This window comes from Filomicrobium sp. (assembly GCF_025698805.1).
Lineage (GTDB): Bacteria > Pseudomonadota > Alphaproteobacteria > Rhizobiales > Hyphomicrobiaceae > Filomicrobium > Filomicrobium insigne.
This window is the reverse complement of sequence record NZ_JAILWT010000007.1, coordinates 38,949-63,149: the sequence shown is the minus strand read 5'-3', so window position 1 is coordinate 63,149 and position 24,201 is coordinate 38,949. Positions and strand designations below refer to the sequence as shown.

General features: G+C 56.4%; 24 protein-coding genes. 15 read left to right on the top strand and 9 right to left on the bottom strand.

Annotated elements, in window-relative coordinates; translation table 11 throughout:
* The first annotated feature begins 106 nt into the window (after positions 1 to 106).
* Positions 107 to 676: a DUF421 domain-containing protein gene (locus K5845_RS16650; RefSeq protein ID WP_052743629.1), complete on the top strand. Its 570-nt coding sequence runs from the start codon at positions 107 to 109 to the stop codon at positions 674 to 676.
* A gap of 45 nt (positions 677 to 721) precedes the next feature.
* Here the strand turns inward: K5845_RS16650 and K5845_RS16645 are convergent, their stop codons facing one another.
* Positions 722 to 1,636, bottom strand: a complete 915-nt coding sequence (locus K5845_RS16645) for a hypothetical protein (RefSeq protein ID WP_287959517.1) — start codon at positions 1,634 to 1,636, stop codon at positions 722 to 724.
* Between the two features lie 125 nt (positions 1,637 to 1,761).
* On the opposite strand from K5845_RS16645, the gene K5845_RS16640 reads away from it, so the two are divergent.
* A complete protein-coding gene (locus K5845_RS16640) occupies positions 1,762 to 2,070 on the top strand; it encodes a DUF3175 domain-containing protein (RefSeq protein ID WP_046476376.1) in 309 nt (102 codons plus the stop codon).
* Between the two features lie 84 nt (positions 2,071 to 2,154).
* Here the strand turns inward: K5845_RS16640 and K5845_RS16635 are convergent, their stop codons facing one another.
* Both K5845_RS16635 and K5845_RS16630 read right to left on the bottom strand, forming a co-directional pair.
* The gene (locus K5845_RS16635) at positions 2,155 to 4,806 is read right to left on the bottom strand and encodes a beta strand repeat-containing protein (RefSeq protein WP_287959516.1); all 2,652 of its coding nucleotides are present in this window, start codon (positions 4,804 to 4,806) and stop codon (positions 2,155 to 2,157) included.
* Between the two features lie 654 nt (positions 4,807 to 5,460).
* Complete coding sequence (locus K5845_RS16630) at positions 5,461 to 6,054, bottom strand: hypothetical protein (protein ID WP_287959515.1); 594 nt, start codon at positions 6,052 to 6,054, stop codon at positions 5,461 to 5,463.
* Positions 6,055 to 6,320: 266 nt separating this feature from the next.
* Here K5845_RS16630 and K5845_RS16625 point away from each other — a divergent pair, with 266 nt between their 5' ends.
* The 7 genes from K5845_RS16625 to soxA all read left to right on the top strand — a co-directional run bounded on the left by K5845_RS16625 (position 6,321) and on the right by soxA (position 13,188).
* Positions 6,321 to 8,198, top strand: a complete 1,878-nt coding sequence (locus K5845_RS16625; protein ID WP_287959514.1) for an HWE histidine kinase domain-containing protein — start codon at positions 6,321 to 6,323, stop codon at positions 8,196 to 8,198.
* Between the two features lie 309 nt (positions 8,199 to 8,507).
* Positions 8,508 to 8,963 carry a (2Fe-2S)-binding protein gene (locus K5845_RS16620; protein WP_046476382.1) on the top strand — a complete coding sequence of 152 codons (456 nt, stop codon included), beginning with the start codon at positions 8,508 to 8,510 and terminating at the stop codon, positions 8,961 to 8,963.
* An 11-nt stretch (positions 8,964 to 8,974) separates the two neighbouring features.
* Positions 8,975 to 11,149, top strand: coding sequence for a xanthine dehydrogenase family protein molybdopterin-binding subunit (locus K5845_RS16615; protein ID WP_090229804.1), 2,175 nt, complete (start codon positions 8,975 to 8,977; stop codon positions 11,147 to 11,149).
* Between the two features lie 10 nt (positions 11,150 to 11,159).
* Positions 11,160 to 11,618, top strand: coding sequence for a sulfur oxidation c-type cytochrome SoxX (soxX, locus tag K5845_RS16610; protein WP_244512443.1), 459 nt, complete (start codon positions 11,160 to 11,162; stop codon positions 11,616 to 11,618).
* Complete coding sequence (locus K5845_RS16605) at positions 11,615 to 12,067, top strand: thiosulfate oxidation carrier protein SoxY (protein WP_090229806.1); 453 nt, start codon at positions 11,615 to 11,617, stop codon at positions 12,065 to 12,067. Before soxX ends, K5845_RS16605 begins: the two co-directional genes overlap by 4 nt.
* A gap of 9 nt (positions 12,068 to 12,076) precedes the next feature.
* The gene (gene soxZ, locus K5845_RS16600) at positions 12,077 to 12,403 is read left to right on the top strand and encodes a thiosulfate oxidation carrier complex protein SoxZ (RefSeq protein WP_287959513.1); all 327 of its coding nucleotides are present in this window, start codon (positions 12,077 to 12,079) and stop codon (positions 12,401 to 12,403) included.
* 50 nt (positions 12,404 to 12,453) lie between these two features.
* On the top strand, positions 12,454 to 13,188 hold the full coding sequence (gene soxA / locus K5845_RS16595; protein WP_287959512.1) for a sulfur oxidation c-type cytochrome SoxA: 735 nt from the start codon (positions 12,454 to 12,456) through the stop codon (positions 13,186 to 13,188).
* Positions 13,189 to 13,217: 29 nt separating this feature from the next.
* On the opposite strand, the gene K5845_RS16590 is transcribed toward soxA, so the two are convergent.
* Positions 13,218 to 13,631: a Fur family transcriptional regulator gene (locus K5845_RS16590; RefSeq protein ID WP_046476389.1), complete on the bottom strand. Its 414-nt coding sequence runs from the start codon at positions 13,629 to 13,631 to the stop codon at positions 13,218 to 13,220.
* A 144-nt stretch (positions 13,632 to 13,775) separates the two neighbouring features.
* Positions 13,776 to 15,182, bottom strand: a complete 1,407-nt coding sequence (locus tag K5845_RS16585) for a Glu/Leu/Phe/Val family dehydrogenase (RefSeq protein WP_287959511.1) — start codon at positions 15,180 to 15,182, stop codon at positions 13,776 to 13,778.
* A 199-nt stretch (positions 15,183 to 15,381) separates the two neighbouring features.
* Here K5845_RS16585 and K5845_RS16580 point away from each other — a divergent pair, with 199 nt between their 5' ends.
* On the top strand, positions 15,382 to 16,212 hold the full coding sequence (locus K5845_RS16580) for a pentapeptide repeat-containing protein (protein WP_082100982.1): 831 nt from the start codon (positions 15,382 to 15,384) through the stop codon (positions 16,210 to 16,212).
* Positions 16,209 to 17,018: a DUF1194 domain-containing protein gene (locus K5845_RS16575; protein WP_244512444.1), complete on the top strand. Its 810-nt coding sequence runs from the start codon at positions 16,209 to 16,211 to the stop codon at positions 17,016 to 17,018. The genes K5845_RS16580 and K5845_RS16575 overlap by 4 nt, the downstream gene beginning before the upstream one ends.
* A gap of 27 nt (positions 17,019 to 17,045) precedes the next feature.
* Here K5845_RS16575 and K5845_RS16570 read toward each other — a convergent pair whose 3' ends face one another.
* Both K5845_RS16570 and fhcD read right to left on the bottom strand, forming a co-directional pair.
* On the bottom strand, positions 17,046 to 17,858 hold the full coding sequence (locus tag K5845_RS16570) for a formylmethanofuran dehydrogenase subunit C (RefSeq protein ID WP_090229818.1): 813 nt from the start codon (positions 17,856 to 17,858) through the stop codon (positions 17,046 to 17,048).
* Positions 17,855 to 18,754 (bottom strand): formylmethanofuran--tetrahydromethanopterin N-formyltransferase, encoded by a 900-nt coding sequence (fhcD, locus tag K5845_RS16565; protein WP_090229820.1) that lies wholly within the window; start codon positions 18,752 to 18,754, stop codon positions 17,855 to 17,857. The genes K5845_RS16570 and fhcD overlap by 4 nt, the downstream gene beginning before the upstream one ends.
* Positions 18,755 to 19,165: 411 nt before the next feature.
* On the opposite strand from fhcD, the gene K5845_RS16560 reads away from it, so the two are divergent.
* From K5845_RS16560 to K5845_RS16545, 4 genes are all read left to right on the top strand, one after another.
* Complete coding sequence (locus K5845_RS16560) at positions 19,166 to 19,702, top strand: SRPBCC family protein (RefSeq protein WP_046476402.1); 537 nt, start codon at positions 19,166 to 19,168, stop codon at positions 19,700 to 19,702.
* Positions 19,703 to 19,830: 128 nt separating this feature from the next.
* The gene (locus K5845_RS16555) at positions 19,831 to 20,775 is read left to right on the top strand and encodes a YVTN family beta-propeller repeat protein (protein WP_052744088.1); all 945 of its coding nucleotides are present in this window, start codon (positions 19,831 to 19,833) and stop codon (positions 20,773 to 20,775) included.
* Between the two features lie 141 nt (positions 20,776 to 20,916).
* On the top strand, positions 20,917 to 21,642 hold the full coding sequence (locus K5845_RS16550; RefSeq protein WP_287959509.1) for a hypothetical protein: 726 nt from the start codon (positions 20,917 to 20,919) through the stop codon (positions 21,640 to 21,642).
* Complete coding sequence (locus K5845_RS16545; RefSeq protein ID WP_244464988.1) at positions 21,639 to 22,007, top strand: hypothetical protein; 369 nt, start codon at positions 21,639 to 21,641, stop codon at positions 22,005 to 22,007. The genes K5845_RS16550 and K5845_RS16545 overlap by 4 nt, the downstream gene beginning before the upstream one ends.
* 102 nt (positions 22,008 to 22,109) lie before the next feature.
* Here K5845_RS16545 and K5845_RS16540 read toward each other — a convergent pair whose 3' ends face one another.
* Positions 22,110 to 22,928 (bottom strand): quinoprotein dehydrogenase-associated SoxYZ-like carrier, encoded by an 819-nt coding sequence (locus tag K5845_RS16540; protein ID WP_287959508.1) that lies wholly within the window; start codon positions 22,926 to 22,928, stop codon positions 22,110 to 22,112.
* Positions 22,929 to 22,989: 61 nt separating this feature from the next.
* Positions 22,990 to 23,835 (bottom strand): quinoprotein relay system zinc metallohydrolase 2, encoded by an 846-nt coding sequence (locus K5845_RS16535; RefSeq protein ID WP_287959507.1) that lies wholly within the window; start codon positions 23,833 to 23,835, stop codon positions 22,990 to 22,992.
* Positions 23,836 to 24,201 lie beyond the last annotated feature (366 nt).

The window sequence follows — 24,201 nt, the reverse complement described above, 5'->3', positions numbered from 1 at the left end:
CGCAAACGGGAGTGGCTCAGACAGTCTTCGTGCATCCAGAACTTGGTCATCGACGTTCATTGCTCACTATGATCGTTGCCGGTTGCTGTGAAACTCGGAGATCCGCATGTCTGAGCCATTTACGCCGCTAGATTTTTTTCGGATGTTTTTGGGAGAGGGTGATCTCGGCAGCGCACTCTTCCTGATCGAAATCATTCTCAGGACCATGGTGATGTATGCCTATACGATCGTTTTGACACGGCTCGTCGGGCAAGGAAGTGTCGGACAGATCGGTCCTTTCGAATTCGTCTTGGTGATTGCCGTAGGGTCGGCGGCGGGCGACCCGATGTTTTATCCAAACGTTCCGCTTCTTCACGGGCTTTTGGTCATCTCTGTCGTGATCGTATTGCACCGCGCTACCCAGTGGATTTTGGCGCGTCATGCGTGCGCCGAAGCTTATCTTGAGGGGACGCCCCTTCTCGTTGTTTCCGGCGGTCGCGTCGTCGAGGAAGCGCTGGGTTCAGGGAGCCTAACGAGGCGCGAGCTAACCTCCATGCTTCGCACGAAGGGCGTGCGAAACATTGGTGCCGTCGAATGCGCCTACTTTGAGCCGTCCGGCAAGCTTAGTGTCTTTCTGTACTCCGAAGGAGCAGGATACGAAGGCGAGTATATTGTTCCTATTCCGAAGCAGGCGTAGTCGGTGGCCGTGTATGGTTGCTGGCAGGGCGTTTGGGTCCAGACCTCATAGGTTTTTCAAGGCGGTTGCGAGATAGCTGCCTGATGTCGATTTCCGCATCATTAGCGGTTGCTCGGTCAGGATGTTCTGCCGGACTTCCTCTTCGGCTTCGTCGAAGTTAGAGGGGAGCAGGATGGGGCGTTGTTTCTTCTCATTGGTTCGGGAATTGAGAGTGCGGCCGACGTGGCTTTTGAGGTTCTCGCGTGCTTGCTCATCGAGTTCGATACCGAGGTTCGCGCACAGACGTTCGAAGCAATCTAGATTGTTAAGTGTCGCTGTGTCGGCATCCACACATGTAAGGCCGTGAGATTGGCAGAGACGCCGATAATGAGCTTGCCGCGCTTCGGTCTCTAGGGCGTGCCAATAGCAAAGCTGGTAGTCGGAAAAGCTGTCGGGTTCGGGCAGCCTGTGAAAGACAGGGTCGCTTGGTGAAAGGTACCACTTGAGCGCGCGCTTGGTGCGGCCGGGAATATCGTTGAGCGCCAGCATGGATTTGGCGATGAGGCGCGTGTTGCGCGTTAGGATGATCAGCTTGGGCCTCGCCCCGAGGTCGAGCAACGGTTCCAGGAAGCCTTTTCCGAAAACGTGACTTGTGTCCACGTGGACGGGCTGCGGGTGGTCGCTAATCGCCGGTATTTTGGCAAATAACCAGAAATCGCGCGCAAGTGCGGGGTTCCTTTGAACCCATCGCATCAGCAGGTGAAATGAGGGCTTTTCTTCGTGAGCGGCATGCACGTGGGGGACGCAGTCAAACAGTGACGTAAGTGACCGCGTTCCGGTGCGCCCGTTCGTGAGGCAAAAGATCAACGACTTGGTCTCAAACACCCCTTGCGCAAGTTCTTCAGCGCAATTGGTTTGCCCGAGCGCCTTCTGGCCTAGGAAGCGGCCGTGGTAGCCCATGGCTCGTAGGGTATTGCGCATCTGACCAAGCTTATCACGCGACTAAAGGGCAGAATGCGGCGGGCGTTTTGTGAGGAACGCTTTGCTCCTAGGTGGATTAGTCAATCCAAAGTGGCTGAGACGGGCGAGGCAAGGAGAGAGAAGCCATGCCGCGAACCCACAAGAGCGGCAGTTCAGCTGGTTCGGCGAAGCGATGGTCTGCCGAGGTCACACACTCAAGCAATGCGCTCGATCTGGAAGAAGGCGTGTTTACCAAACGTGATCCGCACGAGATCGCGCTATCACTCATGCGTTCGGCTGAAAATAGCACGCGCCGCAAGGGCACTGCATATCAGTCGGCTATGTCGATGCTCACGTTTGAGATTAATCGCGCAGGGAAATCGCTGAGTGCTGAGCGTAGGCAGACCCTTGAAGCCGCTAAAGGCGAATTGCGCAAGGTTTTCGGCCGCGCTTGAGTTGCCGTTTTATGAGAAAAGTGGCTCGCCGAGGCGAGCCACGCTTATTGTATCAGGGCGCTAATTGTTCGTTGATCCGTGCTGTTACTTCCATGTGACCTGCGCGCCGACGCGACCACCGACGACGTGGTCGCCGCGTCCGTTTTCAAAGCCGACACCGACGCCACCGAAGATAGCAACGCGATCATCAGGGGTGAACACACCGTACCCAACCACGCCCATTGCGCTTAAAGCCAACGCTTCTGCACCCTCATAGAAGCCCGCGCTCATCGCGACGCCAATGTTTTCGCCGGACACGAGATCAGGATTTTCCATCGCAATTGCCATCGCGATACCGGCTTCCGTCTCATCGAGGCGTTTGAAGATGCTGCCACCATCGGTCGCGAGATTACCGGCCGCGTCAGACGTCACGACTTCGAGCGGGCCGGACTGCCGGTTTTTGCTCAGGTTCGAGGTGATGCCTGGCGTCGTGTAGGTTTGGCTCGACGTACCAAACATCATCTGGTTGTTATTCGTCGTGCTCGCACCCGTGCCGACAGCCGTAGAGTTGACGTGGCCGGCGTTGACCGTTGCTCCATTGCCAAACGCGTTGGAGTTATTCGCTTGGACATTGGCGTTTTGGCCGACGGCTGTGTCGCCCGGTCCGGCCGCGAACGCACCATTACCAATAGCAATCGAGGAGTTTCCTTCGGCCTGAGCGTTGGTCCCCATGGCAATTGTATTGGAGGCGGCAATGTTGTTTCCGGAATTCGTGCCAAAGGCGATGTTGTTGTCACCCGTGACGTTGTTGCCGGACAGAGCACCACTGGCCTGATTGTTTGCTCCGGAGACGAAATTGCCGGATGCAAACCCGCTCGACTGATTGTTGAAGCCGCTCACTCCGTTGCCGACTGCAAGTCCACTGGCTTGATGATTGACGCCAACGACGCCGTTGCCTGAGAGCACGCCGCTTGCTTGGTGACCTACACCGGCAACGAGATTGCCGACAGCGAGGCCGTCGGCCTGATTGGCGATGCCAAGTACGCCATTACCTGAAAAGGCGCCGCTGGCTTGGTTGTCATTGCCGATGACCAGATTGCCTGTGTCGGTTCCACTGGCTTGGTTGCCGTCACCGAAAACGGCGTTTCCAGAGAGAATTCCTCGCGCTTGGTTGCCGATTCCGGCGATGAGGTTTCCAGATCCGAAACCGCTTGCTTGGTTGGCGTCTCCGAAGACCGCATTGCCGGACAGTGCGCCACTAGCCTGGTTATCATCGCCGACGACAAGGTTGCCGGATCCGGTTCCGCTTGCTTGGTTGCCTTCGCCGAAGACAAGATTTCCAACGCCCTGGCCGCTGGCCTGGTTGTTGCTGCCGATCACGACGTTGCCTGACGCAAAGCCGCTCGACTGATTGTCGTTACCAAAGACGCCGTTGCCTGTCAGCGTACCGCTCGTCTGGTTGTTATCGCCCTGGACAATGTTTCCAGCGGCAATGCCGCTGGCCTGATTGCCAACACCCTCGACACCATTTCCTGACAGGATTCCTGCGGCTTGGTTGCCTACGCCGGCAACAAAGTTGCCAGACGCTATGCCGGCAGCTTGGTTGCCAAGGCCTTCGACGACGTTCCCCGTTCCTGTGCCCGAAGCCAGATTGCTATTGCCGGCTACGTCGTTGCCCGACAAGGTTCCGTTGGCTTGGTTGTTATTGCCCGTCACGCCGTTGCCCGAGGCGGTTCCGCTCGCCTGGTTATTTTCGCCCTCGACAAAATTCCCGACAATCAGGCCCGCCGCCTGATTGTTGTTTCCGGTCACAAAGTTTCCGGAAAGAGTGCCGAAGGCTATATTGTTGTCCCCACTAATTACGTTGCCGGACAGCACGCCCATTGCGATGTTGTTGCTGCTTCCGACGAAATTTCCTGAGCCGAAGCCGATCGCGGTATTCCCATCGCCGGAAACGTCATTCCCGGAGAGCGTTCCAAGCGCGGAATTGAAGTTTCCTTCGACGAGGTTGCCGGAAGCATTGCCGAAAGCGTTGTTGCTCGAACCGCTGACGCCATTCCCCGACAGGTTGCCGACAACGTTGTTGTAGCTTGCGCCATCGCCGTAGCCGTTGCCCGACAAATCGCCGATGACGGTGTTGTTGTTGACGCCGTCCCCGCCAAGGTTGCCGGATCCGTTGCCGATGATTGTATTGTTGTCGAAGTCGGCTCCGTTTCCGCTCCCCGACGCGTTCCCGATAATGGTGTTGTTGGCGAAGTTGTTGCCGTTGGCAGAACCCGACAGATCACCAAATATCGTATTGTTGGTGACATCGCCGGCGTTGCCGCTTCCGGATCCAGTGCCAACGATAAAGTTATCGCTGACAACGACGGTCCCCCCGACACCGTTAAGGCTGCCGGAGCCGTCGCCAAAGATTACGTTGTTGTGTAGCGTGGCGTTGCCCGTCCCGTTTCCGCTCAGCGAGCCATTGCCGACAACGAAGTTATTCTGAATGTCGGCGAAGCCGGAGCCAAGGAAGACGCTGCCATTGAGGCTGCCGGAGCCGTCACCGAGAAAGAAGTTATTGAGGATTGTTGCTTGGCCACCAAGCACGCCGAATCCGTTGCCAGCGCCAGATCCGTCGCCAGTTATGGTGTTGCCTTGGCAGTTCAGGGAGGCGGCGTTAGAGCCGTTACCTACGCCTGATAGAACGCTATTAATCGTATTAGTCACGCCTGAACAGTCCGCAGCCTTGGCCGTGCTTGAGGCTGCGATCATGGTCAATCCCAGGACCAAGATGCTTGCCGAGGAAAGTAGGCGCCCCCGCCAGGGCTTGTGTTTGGATTTGCTTTGAAAATGTGCGCCGTTAAAAAGCGCAGAATTAAATGTCTGATTTTTGTCAATTGTCATGGTTCGACACCCGGTAAAACGCCAGCACTAACCGCGCGCACAAAGCACGTTAAAATTTACCGCAATCGAGAGTAATCGGACGCAGCATCAGCCACGTACCGAATTTCCCTCAAGTGCCCCCGCATTGAATTTATTTGTCGCGGCCGTTCAAAATGGGAACGTACCTAGACAATACCGAGCATTTGCTCGTTACATCTGAAAATAAGAAGAAGGAAGCAATGTTGCTTCACTTGTCTGACGCCTTCTTTCGGGAAGTCTTTAAAGCCCGTTTTTCCGAATTATTCTTCAGCGTCGAAAATAAATAACGTCTGTCGATTTTAAACACGCGATTACCCTCCGCAGACATGTGCGCACTACAGCCAAAACCCCTATTTCCAGCAAGAGGAAAGTGGGAGTGTTGTCATGTCTGATGTTGATGTGTGTTTTGCGGGCAACGCAATGATGTAAAGTTTTGATGCGAGAATGAACGCGTTGTTGGAGCCAGTCCAGCGGTGGTTCAGGGGATTGCCAATCAACTGCGAGCTATTTTTTCTCTTTGGGATTCTTGATGTTTTGGGGGGGCGGCGATGTCTTGCCTTGCGGCGGTGCGGCTACGGCATCTGCAGCCTTGGGTGCGTCCGGTGGCCGAACGTCTACGGATATCCCGAAGAGCTGCCAACGGTTGTCGAGCCGCTGAAAAAGCATATCAAAGAGCACACGTTCTGGTTCGGAGGGCATAAATCCCGAGAGCCGCAGCATTCCAGCTTCGTCGATTTTGGGCTGCCGGATTAGCTTGGGTTCCAAGAATAGGATTGGTGACAGGTCGAGATTGCGTTTGCGCAATGCCGCAAAAATTTCGGCAAGCTGGGCTGAGGTATTTGCGCGCTGGAATGAGGGTGCCGCGAGGTCCCGTAGGACCGAGTAATTGCCGGTTTGATTCGCTTGATTGAGCGCAATGAGCGTTGTTCGGATCAGCAGATTGAGCAAATAGGCATTCGGCATCGAGTCTTGGCCGGTGGCCGTCGCCTCCGGCGGAACCGATTTCCTTTCAGCGTTTGCGAAACCACCGCCGGACACAGCGCACACAATAAGGATAAGAGGTGCGAGGACCCGTGCTGCTGCTCGTTCACACCTCATGAATTACCTTCTCGTTTCTGCTGCCCATGCTGATGCATGTGCTCCAAGCCTCGTCTCTGACCTTTCGAAATTGATACGCGGCCTAATCGTGTGTCAAACGGAGGCGGTTTGACTTTTTTGGGGCGTAGTTAAAGGGTTTGTTCAATTTCCGAGACAACCTGACCAGTTATTTTTGCCCCTGGTGGAACCATTGGTGCATCGTGTGCATTATGCCATGTCGAATTGGGGGTGTGCGCTAGGTAATGGGCTCGGGATCTGCAAAATCGATGAAGACGGCGGACCGGACGAGATGGCGAACTTCCGTGTTGGAAATGTTCGCGGCAGGTTCTTGGCTGGATCTGCTACCTATCGGTATTTATGTCTGTGACAAAGATGGCTGCGTTCTGCAGTTTAACGCTCACGCGGCTCGGTTGTGGGGGCGCAAGCCCGCATTAAAAGATCCTTCTGAACGGTTCTCCGGCTCCTACCGGCTCTTCCGTACCGAGGATGGTAGCCGTATGACGCCTGAGGATACGCCGATGGCGGAGGTTCTGCGTACGGGGGTCGGCGTCAGAGATAAGACCGTCGAGATAGAGCGGCCGGACGGTACGAGGATTACGGTTCTCGCCAATATCGAGCCCGTGTTTGACGATGACGGCAATCTCGAAGGCGCGATCAACAGCTTTCAGGATATTAGCGAACTTAAGCGTGCCTTGGAGCGAGTTGAGCTTAGCGAGAAGAAATTACACGCTGTGTTCGATGCGCTTCCGGCGGCAGTTTATACGACCGACACAGATGGCAAGCTGACATTTTATAATAAGGCTTCCGTTGAGATGGTCGGACGTGAGCCGCGATTGGGCGAAGATCAATGGTGCTGCTCATCGAAGCTTTTTAGTCCCGACGGCTCCGCCATGTCGCATGACGAATACCCAATGGCTGTGGCGCTTCATGAGAAGCGGCCATTGACGGAGGCTGAGGTGATTATCGAGAGGCCTGATGGCGAGCAGGTGCCTATTCTCGCGTATACGACGCCGATTTTTGATGCTGTCGGACGTTTGACGGGTGGCGTGAACGTGCTCGTCGATATTACTGAGAGAAAAAAGGCTCAAGAAGCTCAGAGTTTTCTAATCGATGAGCTCAATCACCGCGTGAAGAACACTTTGGCCACGGTGCAATCGATTGCGGGGCAATCATTTAAAAGCGCGACGTCTCCTGCGGATTTCGTGGAAAAATTCAGCGGTAGAGTTCAGTCGCTCGCGAACACGCATACGATTCTAACGCAGGAAACGTGGCGGGGAGCGGAGTTGGGTCGGCTGATAGGTGGTCAGGTGATCCTGCATGAAGCCGACAGAGCGCGCGTGGACACCTCCGGTCCAAGCGTGACGCTGGCGGCGCAGCCGGCTTTGCATCTGGCTCTTCTTCTCCATGAATTAGCTGCTAATGCGCGCAGATACGGTGCATTATCGGTGTCAGAAGGCCGTCTGGATCTGACATGGCGTGTTGACGGCGACGCTAGTCCGATACTCATTCTAGATTGGCAGGAGTCCGGTGGCCCGCCAGTCGTTACGCCGGCTACTCGGGGATTTGGATCCACACTTATTGAAAGTGGTCTGGCTGCTTATGGCGGCATGGCCGAATTGCGGTTCGAAGCCGAAGGCTTCGGTTGCAGGATAAGCCTACCCCTGACAGGTTTATCGGTTCCGGCTAGGAAGGACGTGGAAATTGATAATGGTTTCAGCAGAAGTATCGCGGCGGTTGCCGTCGGACAGAGTGAGGTAAGTGACATGGCCGGAACGCGTGTTCTGGTGGTGGAAGACGAGCCGCTCGTAGCGATCGATATTGAAGACTGCCTCAAGGAGGCTGGTTGTTCTGTCTTGGGTCCGGCAGCCAATGCCGAACAGGCTATGCGGCTGATTCAAAATGAGACTTTTGACATTGCGCTCATGGACGCAAATCTTGCGGGGACGCGTGTTGATGAGTTGGCTCAAACCTTGAAAGCGCGCGGTATCCCGTTCGCGTTTGTATCAGGGTATGGCCGTGAGGGTCTGCCTGCCGGATTTCAGGAGGCCTTGCTGGTGTCTAAGCCGTTTAACAGCCGTCAGCTGATTGGAGCTGTTGAGAGCCTTCGAGAGAGGCTTGCAGAAGGCACCGAAAGGCCTGCTTGACCCCGGGCGCAATCTCGGAAAATTTCACAACCGAGCATATCTGAACTCGGAATATCCGAGCGCGTGCCGGTCTTATATTGTGCTCTGCGGATAACAATTTCATCCTTTATCATCACAGGTTTGCGATGGTCGCGCCCTGACGATTGCGCAGCTTCGCCATCGCTGCATTATTGCGAGCAAGCCACCGGCGCTTTGCGCCTATCAGACAATGGCGTCGCATTGGTTGCCGATGTGCGGAGGCAAAATCTCTGGGGCTGCTTAGAGGTTGATGGCCGCGTATCGCGATGCCCTTCGAAGGGAAAAAACGATATGGCAAAGATCAATGTCAACGGCAGTGTTTTGGACGTCGCGGCGGACCCCGCGACACCTCTCTTGTGGGTTCTGCGTGAACAGTTGGGGTTGACCGGCACCAAATTCGGCTGCGGCATAGCGCAATGCGGGGCTTGCACGGTGCATATCAATGGTGAGGCGCAGCGTTCCTGCGTGCTACCGTTGGAGAGCATTTCTGAGAGCGACACGATTGTGACGATCGAGGGGCTTTCGGCAGATGGATCACATCCTGTCCAACAAGCTTGGCTACAACTCGACGTTCCGCAGTGTGGGTATTGCCAGGCTGGCATGATCATGGCCGTTGCGGCTCTCCTCGAGAAAAACCCCAAACCATCAGATGAAGAAATCGATGCTGAGATAACGAACATCTGCCGGTGCGGCACCTATAGGCGCGTTCGCAAAGGCATTCATCTTGCTGCAGCAGCCAAAGCCTAAGGAGCGCGACGATGACCGTATCTCTCGATATTACGCGGCGCGGCTTCGTTGCTGGCGCGGGTGCTGTCGCAGGCCTGACACTGGGCTTTTCGATTCCGTTTGGACGGGAGGCGGCTGAGGCGAAGGCAGCGATCGACGAGATCAACGCCTGGGTTGTGGTCAAGCCGGACGACCAAGTGATTATTCGTATTGCGCGTTCGGAAATGGGCCAAGGCACGTTGACGGGTTTGGCTCAGCTGGTTGCCGAAGAGCTCGAGTGCGACTGGTCGAAGGTGACGACGGAATATCCAAGTCCGGCGACAAATCTTGAGCGGGGCCGTATCTGGCAAAGTTTCTCAACGGGGGGCAGCCGCGGTATCCGCGAGTCCCATGACTACGTCCGCCAAGGTGGCGCGGCGGCGCGTGAAATGCTGATCGCCGCGGCCGCCAAGGACTGGGGTGTTTCCGCGAGCGACTGCACAGCGGTCAACAGCGTGATCACGCACAAGGCCTCAAACCGTTCAACCACTTACGGCAAGGTCGCCGTGGCAGCATCAAAGCTTGAACCTCCGAAAGAAGTTCAGCTCAAAGATCCGAAAGACTGGAAGCTGGCGGGTAAGCCCGTGAAGCGCCTCGATACCGCGGACAAGCTCACCGGGAAACAGATTTACGGCGTTGATCTGAAGCTGCCTGGTATGTTGAACGCGAGCATCAAGGCTTGCCCGGTATTTGGCGGCAAGCTTGCTTCCTTTGACGACAGCAAAGTTAAATCGATGCCGGGTGTGAGGGGTGTCGTCGCGGTGGGCGAGGATGCTGTGGCCGTTGTTGCCGAGACGTGGTGGCAGGCAAATTCCGCCCTGCAGGCCCTGCCCATTGTCTGGGATGAGGGTGAAAATAAAGGCGTCACCAGCGAGACGATCCGTGAGTTCGTTGCCGAGGGCCTTGATGCGAAGGATGCCTTTGTCGGCAACGAAGCCGGCGACATTGACGGGGCTCTCAAAGGAGCCGCCAAGACAGTTGAAGCGACTTATACGTATCCGTTTCAGCACCATGCGACGATGGAGCCTATGAACGCTACTGCCAAGTGGACAGAGGAGCGTTGCGAAGTCTGGTGTCCGACGCAGAACGGTGAAGCTGCGCTCGCGGCATGTGCGGAAGCTGCGGGGCTCTCGCCTGCGCAGTGCGACGTTTATAAGATCCACCTTGGCGGCGGGTTTGGTCGCCGTGGTGCGTTTCATGACTACGTCCGGCAGGCCGTGATGATCGCCATGGAGTTTCCGGGTACGCCGGTCAAGCTGATCTGGACGCGTGAGGAGGACATGGCGCATGGCATGTATCATCCTTACACCCAGTGCAAATTGACGGCCGCGCTTGATGAGAATGGCGACGTCACGGGATTGAGAGTGCGGATCGCCGGCCAGTCGATTTTGGCCAGCGTGATGCCGCAACGCATGAAGAACGGTGCCGATATGGTGACGTTCCAGACGCTGCTGCCAGGTGGGGAGCATTCGATCAGCTATTCATTCCCGAACTTGCTGGTCGATCACGCGATGCGCAATCCGCCCGTTCCGCCGGGTTTCTGGCGAGGGGTCAATGCCAATCAGAACGCCATTTATATGGAATGTTTCCTGGATGAGGTGGCGCACGCGACAGGCCAAGACCCGCTAGAATTCCGGCTCAAACTGATGGGTGATTATCCCAAGAACGCGGCTGTTCTAAAAGCAGCGGCCGAAGGCGCGGGCTGGGGTAAGCCGGCTCCGGAAGGTGTGTACCGCGGTCTTGCCCAGTGCACGGCGTTTGCCAGCCATATTGCTGCGTGCGCTGAGGTCTCGGTCGGCGATGATGGCAAGGTCAAGATCCATCGGATTGTGGCGGCGACGGATAGCGGCCATGCCGTTAATCCGCAGCAGATTGAGGCACAGGTGGAAGGTTCGTTCGTCTACGGTCTGTCAGCCATGCTCTACGGCGAATGCACGGTGAAGGGCGGGCGCGTAGAGCAGCAGAACTTTGATACCTATCGAGTGATGACGATTTCCGAGATGCCGGAGGTTGAAACCATCGTGATGCCTTCGGGCGGGTTCTGGGGTGGAGTGGGCGAACCGACGATCGCCGTTGCCGCACCAGCGGTCCTCAATGCGATCTTTGCGGCAACCGGAAAACGGATTCGCACGCTGCCGCTAAAGCATCATAGCCTTGCGAAGGCTTAGGCCGTGTGCGGTGGTGAAGTCTCGTCTGACATGCCTATGGCTGGCGGCTGCGCTTGTGGCCGCTACGCCGGTTTTTGGTCATGAGGTCGTCTCTTATGAGATTGTGGGTGATGCGGTGCCTATGGCGCTGGGCGGGCGCGTTGGCGATCGGCAACGCGGAAAGGTAATCGTGCTTGATCGCAGGCGTGGAAACTGTCTGATTTGTCATACGTTTCCAGTTGCGAATGAACCATTCCAAGGCGATCTCGGACCTGCCCTGGGAGACGTCGGAAAGAGATTGAGCGAGGGGCAGATACGGTTGCGTTTGATTGATCCGCTGCGGCTCAATCCAAAGAGCTTGATGCCTGCCTACTATAAGGTGGATGGATTGCGCGAAGTAGCTCCGGAGTATCAGGGGAAGCCCGCACTGGAAGCGCAGGAAATTGAAGACGTGACCGCGTACCTCGTGAGCCTTAAGGGACAACAATGACGACGCGTAGACATCTGCTGATCGGAGGTGGCGCGGGGCTCGTCAGTTTGGCAATCGCGCCTTTGCCGGTTGGGGCGACGGAGGTTTTATTCGACGAGGCGCTTCAGTCTCTGACGAACGGGGCGGAGGTCAAAGCGGGGCGGGTGACTTTGACGATCCCGGGCATCGCGGAAAATGGTCTGTCCGTTTACACGACCGTCGCCGTTGATAGCCCGATGACGGAAGCAGATCATGTGCGGGCGATCCATATTCTGTCACCGAGAAATCCAATTGCTTTGATCAGCAGTTTCCATCTTGGTCCCCGCGCGGGACGTCCGAAAGTCTCGACGAGTATACGCCTTGCGGGATCGCAGGAGGTGGCGGCAGTGGCGGAGATGAGTGATGGCAGTTTTTGGAAAGACAGCAAGAAGGTGATCGTTACGATCGCGGCTTGCATTGATGGTGGTTGAGGAACGCCTATGGCACGCGCACCAGTTCGCATTTCCATGCCGGACGAGGCAAAGAAGGGCGAGATCGTCGATATCAAGGCGATCCTGCGCCATCCAATGGAGACCGGCTATCGCGTTGATAATGTGGGCAAGAAGATCCCGCGAAACATCGTGACGGATATGACCGTCACTTACGGTGGCGTCGAAGTGATGCGATGGAAATTGCAGCCTGGTGTGGCTGCCAACCCCTTCATTGGTTTCTCGACGGTCGCGATCGAAACGGGTGAATTGGTGTTTACCTGGACGGACGATACGGGACAGATTTTCCGTGAGAGCCGGATGCTGACGGTGACGTAATGCAGTGTTCCCGCTTCCTTGTGTCCGGGTTCTGCGGGGTGGCTGGTCTCATGGGGGTCCTGCTGCCGGTGCTGGCTGCTGATCGGCCGGTGCGGCCGGGCAGCTTCTATATGTCGAAAAATCTGCTGGCTCTTCAGGCGGATGACATTGCAAATCCAGGAATGCTCTGGGTCAGCGATGGCGAGAGCTTGTGGAGGCAACCGGTCGGTCGCGCGCAAAAATCCTGCGCGTCCTGTCATGATGCTGCGGACGTAACGATGAAGGGCGTTGCCGCGCGGTATCCGGCTGTCGATGCCGAGAGCGGCGAGCTCTTCAATTTGGAAAAACGCATCAATACCTGTCGTACGCGCCATCAGGGTGCGGCGGCGTTGGCCTATGAAACAGACGAGCTTCTGGCGTTGACGGCTTACGTCGCGCATCAATCACGGGGCGAGCGGGTGAAGGTTCATATTGATGGCCCCGCCGCACCTTTTTACGAGGCTGGGCGCAAGCGTTTCTACACGCGGGTCGGGCAGCTCAACTTGTCCTGTGCCCAATGTCACGAGGCGAATGCCGGACGGCGATTGCGGGGCGATACAATCAGTGATGGTGTGGGCAGCGGTTGGCCGGCCTATCGATTGGAGTGGCAGACACTTGGCTCACTTCACCGACGGCTCCGGGCCTGTTCATTGGGTGTGCGCGCGCGACAATTCGATTCTGGATCGCCGGAATATCTGAGCCTCGAGCTTTATCTTGCCAAACGGGCTGAGGGCGTGCCGGTTGAGGCGCCCGCCGTACGCCGATAGCAGCTTCAAAGGAGAGGCGATTGAAAAAATCAGCCCACGTTTGCTGTACGGCAGGCTGCGCAGGTTCCCCGTAGTTCAAGCGTCATTTGTGAGATGTCAAAGCCGTTCTTTCTGGCCCAGCTTTTCAATTGCGCGGTTACGCCCGCGTCATCGAACTCAATGACCTGACGGCAGTTTTGACAGATCGCAAACGCAGTTGCTTCATGGTGCTCAGGGTGGCTGCACGAGACGTAGGCGTTCAGGCTTTCCAAGCGATGTGCTCGGCCTTCATCGATCAAGCGCTCTAGCGATCGGTATACGGTTTGTGGCGCGAGAACGGCTTCGGGGCGCAACATTTCGATGATGTCATACGCGCTCACGGGGCCGGGTGCTTCACGCAAAGCCTCAAGCAGCATCTTATCTTGTTCGGCGGCGGGGCGGCGTTTGGCGGATTTGGTGGACATCGACGCGAGAGGCCTCACAGTTTCTTCGAACTTATCGATGTAATTGTCCCACCTTGGGGGCCGCTCGGCAAGGTGGATGCGCTGGGAGAGGCTGGCGCCATACGGCTAATGTTAGGTGATGCAACTTTGAAGTGATTGCCAAGCTTAGATGCCAATGGCCCGGTAGGCTTCGGCGGTGTGCTTTATCGCGATGATATAGGCGGCACGACGCATGTCGCAGACATCTTTCCCTGAATGGCAAAGATCGGAAAGCTGTCGATAGGTGGACTGCATTATCTCATCGAGCCCGCTGCGCACCAGATCGATTTCCCGGGCTCCGTCCAGGAATGGCCGGGCAATATCACTTGGAAATTTGGCGCCTGTCATTGTTTCCAATGAACTGGCCAAGAGGCGGTTGCTAACCTCGTCGTGGCGTCGTTCCATCAGGCCGAAGGGCATATGCGTAAGATTTCTGACCCATTCAAAGTAACTGACGATTACACCCCCTGAATTCACGAAAAGGTCGGGCAGGATGACGATGCCGCGGTTTCTCAGAATGCTGTCCGCCTCGAAGGTGACGGGGCCGTTGGCGGCTTCAACAATCAGTTTTGCCTGGATGCGAGGTGCGTTGTATTCGTCAATTACCCGTTCCGTGGCGGCGGGAATGAGAATGTCGCAGTCGTGTTCGAGTGCCCGAGAGCCGTCTGAGATATATTCCGCGCCGGGGAAGCCCTTGACGCCGCCTGTCTGCCCCATGTGCTGTTTCACGGCTTCGACGGGTAGCCCCTCCGAGTTGAGAAGTGCGCCGTCCCGTTCGATGATCGCTATGATACGGCAGCCGTCTTCTTCGCTGAGAAATTTGGCGGCGTGGTAGCCCACGTTGCCCAAGCCTTGAATGATAATGGATTTGTCGCGCAGTTCCGGCGTCAGTTTTGTCCAGGCAACGTCTCTAGGGCTTCGGAAGAACGCGCGTATGGCGTACTGAACCCCGCGGCCCGTTGCTTCTATCCGACCTTCTATGCCGCCAGCGGCGAGAGGTTTGCCCGTAACGCAAGCAAATGCGTTTATGTCGTTTGGGGCCCACCGTCGGTATTCATCGGCCATCCAAACCATAGTCAGCTCGTTGGTACCGACATCGGGCGCTGGTACATTTTGGCTGGGGCTTAGGAAGTTGTGGCGCACAAGCTCTTGGGTGAAGCGGCGCGTGATCTTCTCCAGTTCTTCGCGTTCCCATTGGCTGGGATCGATGAGCAGACCACCCTTTGAGCCGCCGAAGGGGAGGCCCGTGAGCGCGCATTTGTAGGTCATTAATGCGGCGAGGGCTTCCACGTCCTGTTGATCGACGCTGAGGGCATAACGGATGCCGCCTTTGGCTGGGGTGACGTGCGTACTGTGAACCGCGCGCCAGCCGATAAAGGTTTCCATGCGGCCGCGAAGCCGAACGCCGAAGCGTGTCACATAGGTCGCGTTACAGACGCGAACTTTTTCCGCCAGGCCATCTTCCATAGGCACGTGCTGCGCGGCTTCGTTAAATTGGCGGTTGACGTCGTCGAGGAACTGGTTGCCGGCCATGGCAGTTGGATCCCTCCTTGCCTCGTGCGGAGCTGGCTCGTACCGCGTTGTGGTTGGCTATGTGTGGGTACCGCACGCGGATGTCAGTTTCAAAAGCAGATCGTTAGAGGCTAATCTGGTTGCGTGGACATGGTTCCCGCTTTTTTGATCTGTTGAGTCGAGAAGACGTCGGGTCCTGGAGCGGTAATGCGGAGGCGATGTGAGATCGTTATTGGCTCTCGGTGGCCGTTGGGGCTTTCAGCTGCTCGCCATTTTCTTCCTTGTCGCTGGGATTGTTGGCTTGCAGGAGGGAGTTCACGCGGCTGATTTCAGCGCGCGTCAGGTGGCTCAGAAGCTCTTTGAGGCGAAGCCTGGCCAACGGGTTGATTTCTCAGATAGAAACCTCACGCTGACTGATCTTTCGCATCTTGATTTCAAGGCTGCGCTCCTGACCGGCGCTGATCTGTATGGTGCAGATCTTACGGATGCCAAGCTTGTGGGGGCCGACCTATCTGAAACGCGGCTTGATCGTGCTACGATTATCCGGACGGATTTTTCAGATGCGAATTTGACGGATGCGACGCTATTGCGTCCGACGACGTTCGCGAACGATACTTTTGATACGGACGATGTCGCACGTTTCAGGCGCGCGCGCTTGGTGCGTCTCCGTGTGCATGCGCGGCTGGACGGTGCAGATTTCCGTAGCGCCGATTTGACAGAAGCTGATTTTTCACCGCTCGACCTGCGCAGTGGAACGATCTCGACCAAGGCGAGCAGCCAGCTGCCGGGAGCGGATTTTTCAGGTGCAGTTCTTAAAGGGGTAAACTTGTCAGGCTCCAACCTTGCCTTTGCAAAGTTTCGCGGAGTTGACGCGCGCGATGCGGATTTTCATGGTGCTGATCTAACGGGTGCGGATTTCACCGGGGCAAACCTAGCGGGAGTTGATTTTACTGGAGCTAATCTCACGGAAGCAAATTTCGAGGGCGTCCGTGGGCTGCAAACTGCGAAGGGTGTCAAAGGCGCCCAGTCAGTCAAAAAGGAAACGCCGTGAGACACCAGTCATTGCCCGGGGCGATACCATCCGTTGTGGGGCACCTTCTGCGGAGGGGCGTCGCCATTTTTTTTACCGTCATTCTATCGGTAGGGATTGTCAAAAGTCCTGCGGACGCGCAGCCGTATGCGGATGGCGTTGATACTGCTCTTGTCATTTCTGTCGATGTTTCCAATTCCGTCGACGATCACCGTTATCGTCTCCAGATGGAAGGTATTGCTGCCGCGCTCGAAGATGCCGGGGTTATTCGCACAATTCTCAACGGTCCCCGTAGCAGCATCCTAGTGACGTTGGTGACTTGGTCTGATCGCCCCAACGTCGCCATGCCCTGGATGCGGATCGGCAGCGAGGAGGACGCTAAGGCCGTTGCGCAGAAGGTCCGTCAGCTTCCCCGTTTCACGGGCGAGTTTACTTGTCTGGGAACTATGTTGCGCTTCCTCAACGATAAAATCCTGCCGCAAGTGCCCGTGAATGCGCTGCGAACGGTGGTCGATGTCTCGGGGGATGGGGCAGATAATTGTAATGCGCGTGAGCCTGTCACGGCAGTGCGAGACGAGATCGCGAGTTTCGGCACGACGATCAATGGTTTGCCCATCCTGGAGGGCAGCGAAGCCGTGACGTTGGAAGACTGGTATCGTGACAATGTGAAAGCTGGGCCGGGGTCCTTTATTCTCCCGGCTGACGGCTTTGAGGATTTTGGCCGTGCGATCCGGCAGAAATTCATCGTTGAGATCAGCGGAATCGAGAATTCTCATCGCCCTCCGCTGTCGCTTGCTTCGCGCGGAAGGCGGGATATCGCGCGTTGACGGGGAGCTGCATGCACTCCCGTTGCGTCAGCTTGCCGTCAAAAGAATTTCGCCGCGTCCGATGCTGGCCATATCGCCTGCAAAACGACGAACCGATCCAGTGATCGGGGAAGGCGCCAGATCTCCCAGCTTTTCCCGCAGATAGCGGTTCGTAATGTTGAGGATGCCAAGTTCGTGCAGGCCGCAATCAACAAACGTTGGTCGCATCTGATCAACGCTTGGGGCGATCAATGTGCCGCGACGCATCTGAACACCCGCGTCGGTTCCAAAGCCTGATGCGGACCACACTGTGCCGCCCATCATGCGTTCGCCCGCAGCACTCCCGATCTTACCTGACGCGACAATAGTGCCGCGCCGCATGCGGGCTCCAGCCGAATTTCCTATCTGACCTTTGACAACAACAATACCGCCGCTCATGCCGTCGCGTTCTCCGCGAAGCGGTGCGCCGAGATTGTCGCCCACCGAACCGTTGACGACGATGAGGCCATCAGCGAGGCTCGAAGCGAGAAATGCGCCTGCGTTGCCGCGAATCTCAAGGCGTCCGCCGCGCATCTGGCGTCCGGCATAAAATCCGACATCGCCTTCAACGATGATGGTGCCATCCTCGTTTTCGGCGCCGATGAAGTCGCAACGCGGGGTTGCGCCTTCGATGATAAGCGTATCCGTGCCTGCGCCTTCCACTTTGAAGCATTCGCCAAGACTTAGCTTCTCTGGGCCAGCCTCGATATGAAGCCGCGACACTTCCGTAGCTGAGAGTCCGGCGAGTTTTGCTGGCGTAATGCCGGACAGATTCAGACGGCCGGTTGGCGATATGGTCAGCTGAAGCTTCAGCGCACTCATGGCAGACAGTCCTTCAGGTGATAGTGGTGTTGACCAAGGTTGCCGCCGTAGTTTCCGGCGCTGACACGGGTTACTTGGTTTTCTGGGCCGGTTTCGAGCACCGCTTTCAGGCCGACTTTCATCGCTTCGGCCACAGACTCAGATGTTAGTCCGTCGATAACGATTTCGAGGACGGCACGGTCTTCTGGACCAAGTTGTGAGTTGGTGGCGCCGCGGAGCGTTGGACAGAACGCATCGTTGGTAGAGGCCACAGCGCCTTTATACTTGGAGCCGACCTTGGAGCCGGAGCGGACGATCCCGCCAGGAAACGGCATGATGACGTCCCGGACATCATTCATCGCTTCGATCGCTGCTTCGCACGTCCTGAGCACGCCAGGCCGGTCGCGACCGATGACGAGTAGGTTGCCGCCACCGACGGCGTCCGTCGTGACGCCTGTCGTATCTTCGATAATGAATTCGCCATCCATGACCGGCACGCGCCAGAAACGGCGGTCGCCAAGTTTCCGCGCGGTTTGCCAACCATCGCCGAAGAATCGTGGTCCCGAACTCAACGGGATGCGTCGCTCTGCCTCAAGGCCGTTGAAGCAGGCGGAGCCCGGACTCGTCAGGACGCATTGGCCGACTCGGTTCTTCAGCTGGCCCTCAATACTTTCCGGCGCGAAGCCGAAGACAAGAACGCGTACGCCGGGGCGCCCGTCCGGTGTTTCTTCGGCCGGGACTTCATAATCGATGCCGCATTCTGCACCGCAGCCGATGACGGACGTGCCGAAGCCCGTCATTGTGATGGCTGCTTGGCGCGCCCACTTCATTGTATCGGCGGTAATGATGATGCCGGTGGCGCTCATGCCGAAGGCCTCGGCGAACGTATCGTCGATGGCGATTCCGTTAATGTTCATGGGCTGCGAATCTTTCGAGTTCACCGCGGACAAGGCACTACCTCAAATCGACTTAGTTTGCGCATTAAGAGCCTCTGACGATTTGGCATGGCGTAGGTTGGCCGGGATCGCAAGTCCCCTGCCGTCAGCAATGTTGACAGTCACACCAAGCCGGACTTGTCACCCTCACTAGGTTAAGGAGCATGTCTTGTCAGCATGGTATTGGCGATCTCTATACGCGGATCGGCGCAGACAAAAGCACGGTCACTCCCGAAGCACAACCTCAGGACGGAATAACGGCCAACTAAATTGGAGGCCGGGTTCGCAGGTGGGTTTGCACCGCACTCTCAGTGCCGTTAATGTCCCGCAGCGTTATCAAGCACAATGCTAATTTTGTTTAAATTCCAGATGTGATTACAACGGAGGATACGAATGCTGCGATGTCTTGCTTTGCTGCTGGCGCTGACGCCCGCCGTGCTTGCACTTCCGGCGGCTGCCCACGGCCCGACGCGGCAGAAAGTTACCGAGACCGTAGAAATCAATGCGCCGGCGGACAAAGTTTGGGCCGTCATCGGGAACTTTCAGGACATGAGCTGGCATCCGGCAGTCACAAAGACCGAAGGCGAGGGCGGAAACGCGGAGGGCGCAAAGCGTACGCTCACTTTGGACGGCGGCGGGCTCATCCATGAAAGCCTTCTGAACTATGATGCCGACAAGAAGTCGCTCAAGTACCAAATCACTGACGTCGACGTGAAGGTTCTGCCGGTGAACAATTATTCTTCCTGGCTGAGTGTCGAAGAGGCAGATGGCGGGAAGTCAGTCGTTACGTGGAAGGGTGCGTTCTATCGTGGCTACATGAACAATGACCCGCCGCCGGAGCTCAACGACGAGGCTGCGGTCAAGGCCGTAAAAGGGGTCTACCGGGGTGGTCTCGACAACCTGAAGAAGCTTCTTGAGGCGGGCGGTTAAAGCGCTGCAAGTATATGTTTGAGCGTACACAACACCGCGTTTGCCGGTACGCGACGGCTTTGCTGCGATTTTCTGTGACGCAGCGGCTGTTGTGCGCGGGTTTGGTCGGGACACTCGCACTGGGCGGGATGCTGATCCTCGCCCAGGGCTTGCTCGGCCAAGCGGCTGCCGCTGATGGTGGGACCGCTGAGGCAAGCCGTGAGGCTTTCGTTACCGCTCAGGTCGCTGACAAAGTTGCGGTTGTCGACTTGGCGACGTTTAAGAGTGTCGCTGAGATCGAAGTTTCCGGTAAGCCTGCCGGCATAGCAATGTCGCCGGATGGGCGGTGGGTTTATATTACGACCCCTGAAGCTAAAGAGCTCGTCGTGATCGACGCGGACAAGCGTGCGGTTACACGGCGCGTGAAGTTGGGAGATGGCCCGCTCGGCATTGCGGTGCATCCCGTCGATGGACGTATCATTGTCGCGGACTGGTATGATCATCAACTTACGGTCGTTGATCCGGCAACCTTTGATGTGGTCGGTACGGTTGAAACCGGGGAGTCCCCTTCGGGGGTCGCGGTTACACCGGATGGCGGTTATATCGTCAGTGCCGACCGAGACAGCGATGAAGTGTCAATCATCGATGCGCAGACACTCAAGAGAGTTGCCGCCGTCAAAGTAGGACAGCGGCCGTTCGGGATTACCATCGACGCATCCGGTGAACGTGCGTATACGGCCAACGTCAAAAGCAACGATCTGAGCGTCGTTGATCTAACGTCGCGTAAGGTTATCGCTACCGTTCCTGTCGGACAGCGTCCTTACGATGTTGCTCTTGCCAAGGGGCGCGCTTTTGTTACCGACCAGTATGGCGGAACGGTCAGCGTTGTTGATCTTCAATCCTTCAAGGTCATCAAGACGATTGCAGTTGGAGAATACCCCGAGGGCATCGCAACGGACCGTGATGGCCGCCACGTTTATGTTGCCTGCTGGGAAGCGAATACGCTTGAGCGTATCGATGCCGTTACGCTTGAGGTAACGAAAACGGTTGAGGTCAATGACGGCCCCCGCGCTTTTGGGCTGTTTCTACGTTAAAGCGCTAATGTGGGCTTTAACTGTAATTACGCAGAACCAAATACTTCTTGTATTGACGATGTGATCCTCGCAAAACAGTGAAAGTCGATTGATGCAACCTTCTTTAAATATGGCGAAGATGCAGATGTCTCGGGAGGACAAATGACGACACGACACATGTATGTTCGCGGTGCGGTGCTTTGTGCGGCTGCCGGTGCGATGCTCATGTTGGGCGTTGCCAATGGTTTTGCCCAGTCGCAAGCGGTCGCCGCCGAGGATAAAGAAGGCGTTCGCGACATCCTGTTTGACACGCCTCAGCTCAATCTCGTTTCTGCCGGAGAAACGTTGAAATACAATTTCTCTCGAGACGCGTCGGAGCCCAAACTGCTTGGGCCAAATTTCACGGATGAAATTAAAGTCGATGTCGCGAAGGCCAGCGAGGATGGTAAGCGTGATGTGGACGTGCAGATATTTTCGGGCGACCGGGGCCGTGATGTCCGGCATTTGTCGGGAATGACGGCAAACCCCGTTCTGGTTTTCTATTTAGATCGGGCTGTTTCTAACTTTGCCCTTTTGGGTGGTGGAAGCAAAGGCTATCTCAAGAACCGCTTTCGCCTCGCGCTGCGGACCACAGCTAAAATCGAACCTGCGAAGATTCAATACAATGGGAAGACTGTCGACGGTCACCATGTCTGGGTGACTCCGTACGCCAACGACCCGAGCAAAGAGAAAATGTCGGGCTATGAGAAGGCGCGTTTCGATGTCTTTGTGAGCGACGAGGTGCCCGGCTACCTTGTCGAGCTGAAGTCTCATTTCGAAAGTCCGCAACCCGGCGCTCCGAAGCTCAATGAGCGAATAGTGCTTGATGGAGTGGGAGTCGAAAAATGATTAAATTTCACAAGCTTTTAGTGGGCGCAGGGATGTGTGCCCTCGTATCTATTGGTTTGGCGAGCCACGTTGGGGCTGTCTCTCTTCCTGAGAATGATTATCCGACGTCGACGCGAGCAGACTACGTGTTTGCCTGCATGCAGGTGAACGGGCAGACGCGAGAGAACCTAATGAAGTGTTCGTGCTCGATCGACACGATCGCGGAATTGCTTCCCTACAAAGACTACGAGGAAGCGGAGACGGTGATGTCGGTTCGCCAGAAGGGTGGCGAGAACGTCTCGATGTTTCTGTCCTACAAGCCTCTGGTCGAGAAGGTGAACAATATGAAGCGCGCGCAGGTTGAAGCTGAGTTGCGTTGCTTCTAATCGCTCGCTACCGCACCTGATCATTCCGCTGTTTTAACAAGAAAGCCGGCAGGAAAAAAATCCTGCCGGCTTTCTTGTAACTAATGTTGACGTCGGGGCGTATCAAGAGCCCTTTGCTTCTGTCTGGGTTGTGAAAACCTTGCCGTCGGTATCTCGTGCGGTGACGGACAACGGCCCGTCTGCGCTGGCTGCATAGGTGAAGCGGATGTTGGGGTTTTCCGACAGGGAAATCCCCCCCTCCATCTCGAAGATCAGTTTGTCGCCCTTACGTACAACCATGTGGTCGAGGTACTTGGCTGGAATATAGAGTCCGGTCAGCTGGTTCATTTGCATTCCGGAGTAGTTGGGATGGCGCACCATGACCTGAGCTTCGCGGGCAAGCTTGGTGGTGTCGTCCGGCTTGAAGCTGCGTAACTTCATTTTGCCGATGTTGGCGAGCGCGGCATCCATGTCTTTGAGTGCTGGCGCCGAGCAACCGCCTGCCGCCTTCACGAACTTCGTCGTCATGTGAAGTTTGCCATCCTGCGTTTCGATGATGGCGCGTACATTCGAGTACATGTCGACGCGGACGCGCGTGGAGATCTTGCGTTCTCCCAGTCCTGCGCCTTCACCAAACTTGAAACTCGCGACGACAGGAGCTGGGTTCTTGTCGATGACAAGGGTCAACGACTTCACATCTGGCGCGATCGTTGCCGGCATCGTGATGGTCAAAGGGACGATGGCGGCGTCTTCTGCCCGATAAGGCGCGTCGAGTTTGACGGTTCCGTCTTCTTCAGAGATGGAACGGTCGCTGCCGTACAGTTCCTTCTTAATGCTCGGCCACAAGTCCTCATCGTCGGCTCTGACTGCCGGAGATAAGACCATAAAGGACAGGGCTAGCGCCGTAACCACCCCGAGGTGCAGTCCCTTGGTAAGCCACATCTCAAATTCCTCCATAGGATTCTATTTATTGCGCGTGCACGGTGGTTTTTGAGTGCCTTCGCTATTCCCACTCTAATTCGGCGAACGCGGCTGAAACGTTACGGGCATGATAGTCGTCAAACTGTTGCCATGCATCTTTTTCGCTGAAGCCGGCAGTCTTCGTGGCGGAAGCAAGAGTGCCTCCGCTTGCGATTATCTCCCGGATATCCGTTACGACCTTTTGCAGATAACGCTCCTCGGGCGCTATTGAGTCGGGCCAAGACACTGACGCGGGACCGTGTCCAGGAACAGCGCTGGCGGCGCCTACCTTGCGCAGTTTTTCGATGACCTGCAGCCATCCCAGGATCGAGCCGTCGAGGGCTGGAATGTGTTCGACGAACAGCAAATCCCCCAGCAGAAGCGTTTGTGTCCGCTCGTCCAGGATCAACAAATCGTTATCGGTATGGGCCGTTGGCTGGGGATCAAGGCTTAACTGACGGCCGCCCAGGTCGATCGTTTCAAGCGACTCAATACTGCGTGTGGGCAGGATGACTTCCGTGCCTTCGAAGGCTGCGTCTCCCAATAGGTTCTTCGCCGCCGCGAGATAGTTCTCCGCGCGTGCTGCGAGGGCCCGGCTCATTTTGTAATGCGCAACGAATTCTGGATTGTCAGTCTTGAAGGCCGCGTTTCCGAGCACATGATCGGGATGCATGTGGGTATTGATCACGTAGCGGATCGGCCGATCTGTTTTTTCTTTGATCGCAGCGCGAAGTGATTGACCGAAACGATAGCTGCCACCCGTATCGATGACCGCGACTGCCTCCTCGCCGATAATGAATGCTGCGTTTGAAATTCCGCCGAGGTTGTTCGCACTGGTCAGTTCATGTCGTCCCTGATGGACGAAAAGGCCCGGTGCGATTTCGGACACCCCGAGTGGCTTTATGGCCTCTGACGCCGCGTGTGCGTTTTGCCAAGACATCGCTAATAGTGGCGAGATCAGTCCCAGGCATACGGTCGCGCACAGGACGTCACGGCGCGAGATATTTCCACCGCATACCGACCTTCGCGGTCGTCTCGGCCTTAGATTGCTCGTCATTGTCAGCGCTTTTTGCAGAGTTTCCCGGCCATTGTTGCCGTCCTTATATTTAGTCATTCCCGCACCGATGTTCTTATCGGTTTCATCTATCCGTGAACGGTCCGACCAGCATCTCCGACGTTCATCACGCGTAAAAAACGGCTGTCGGTTATTCATGTGTTTGCATCGTCGAACGCGGCAAATGATTGCTATAATTCA

What these genes read in the sequence shown, in the direction of transcription:
- K5845_RS16635 (WP_287959516.1), bottom strand. Translation starts at nt 4,806, where the DNA reads ATGATCGCAGCCTCAAGCACGGCCAAGGCTGCGGACTGTTCAGGCGTG.
- K5845_RS16555 (WP_052744088.1), top strand. Translation starts at nt 19,831, where the DNA reads ATGCTGATCCTCGCCCAGGGCTTGCTCGGCCAAGCGGCTGCCGCTGAT.
- K5845_RS16545 (WP_244464988.1), top strand. Translation starts at nt 21,639, where the DNA reads ATGATTAAATTTCACAAGCTTTTAGTGGGCGCAGGGATGTGTGCCCTC.
- soxA (WP_287959512.1), top strand. Translation starts at nt 12,454, where the DNA reads ATGGGGGTCCTGCTGCCGGTGCTGGCTGCTGATCGGCCGGTGCGGCCG.
- K5845_RS16620 (WP_046476382.1), top strand. Translation starts at nt 8,508, where the DNA reads ATGGCAAAGATCAATGTCAACGGCAGTGTTTTGGACGTCGCGGCGGAC.
- soxZ (WP_287959513.1), top strand. Translation starts at nt 12,077, where the DNA reads ATGGCACGCGCACCAGTTCGCATTTCCATGCCGGACGAGGCAAAGAAG.
- K5845_RS16645 (WP_287959517.1), bottom strand. Translation starts at nt 1,636, where the DNA reads ATGCGCAATACCCTACGAGCCATGGGCTACCACGGCCGCTTCCTAGGC.
- K5845_RS16625 (WP_287959514.1), top strand. Translation starts at nt 6,321, where the DNA reads ATGAAGACGGCGGACCGGACGAGATGGCGAACTTCCGTGTTGGAAATG.
- K5845_RS16540 (WP_287959508.1), bottom strand. Translation starts at nt 22,928, where the DNA reads ATGTGGCTTACCAAGGGACTGCACCTCGGGGTGGTTACGGCGCTAGCC.
- K5845_RS16630 (WP_287959515.1), bottom strand. Translation starts at nt 6,054, where the DNA reads ATGAGGTGTGAACGAGCAGCAGCACGGGTCCTCGCACCTCTTATCCTT.
- K5845_RS16640 (WP_046476376.1), top strand. Translation starts at nt 1,762, where the DNA reads ATGCCGCGAACCCACAAGAGCGGCAGTTCAGCTGGTTCGGCGAAGCGA.
- K5845_RS16590 (WP_046476389.1), bottom strand. Translation starts at nt 13,631, where the DNA reads ATGTCCACCAAATCCGCCAAACGCCGCCCCGCCGCCGAACAAGATAAG.
- fhcD (WP_090229820.1), bottom strand. Translation starts at nt 18,754, where the DNA reads ATGAACATTAACGGAATCGCCATCGACGATACGTTCGCCGAGGCCTTC.
- K5845_RS16570 (WP_090229818.1), bottom strand. Translation starts at nt 17,858, where the DNA reads ATGAGTGCGCTGAAGCTTCAGCTGACCATATCGCCAACCGGCCGTCTG.
- K5845_RS16585 (WP_287959511.1), bottom strand. Translation starts at nt 15,182, where the DNA reads ATGGCCGGCAACCAGTTCCTCGACGACGTCAACCGCCAATTTAACGAA.
- K5845_RS16560 (WP_046476402.1), top strand. Translation starts at nt 19,166, where the DNA reads ATGCTGCGATGTCTTGCTTTGCTGCTGGCGCTGACGCCCGCCGTGCTT.
- K5845_RS16550 (WP_287959509.1), top strand. Translation starts at nt 20,917, where the DNA reads ATGACGACACGACACATGTATGTTCGCGGTGCGGTGCTTTGTGCGGCT.
- K5845_RS16605 (WP_090229806.1), top strand. Translation starts at nt 11,615, where the DNA reads ATGACGACGCGTAGACATCTGCTGATCGGAGGTGGCGCGGGGCTCGTC.
- K5845_RS16615 (WP_090229804.1), top strand. Translation starts at nt 8,975, where the DNA reads ATGACCGTATCTCTCGATATTACGCGGCGCGGCTTCGTTGCTGGCGCG.
- K5845_RS16650 (WP_052743629.1), top strand. Translation starts at nt 107, where the DNA reads ATGTCTGAGCCATTTACGCCGCTAGATTTTTTTCGGATGTTTTTGGGA.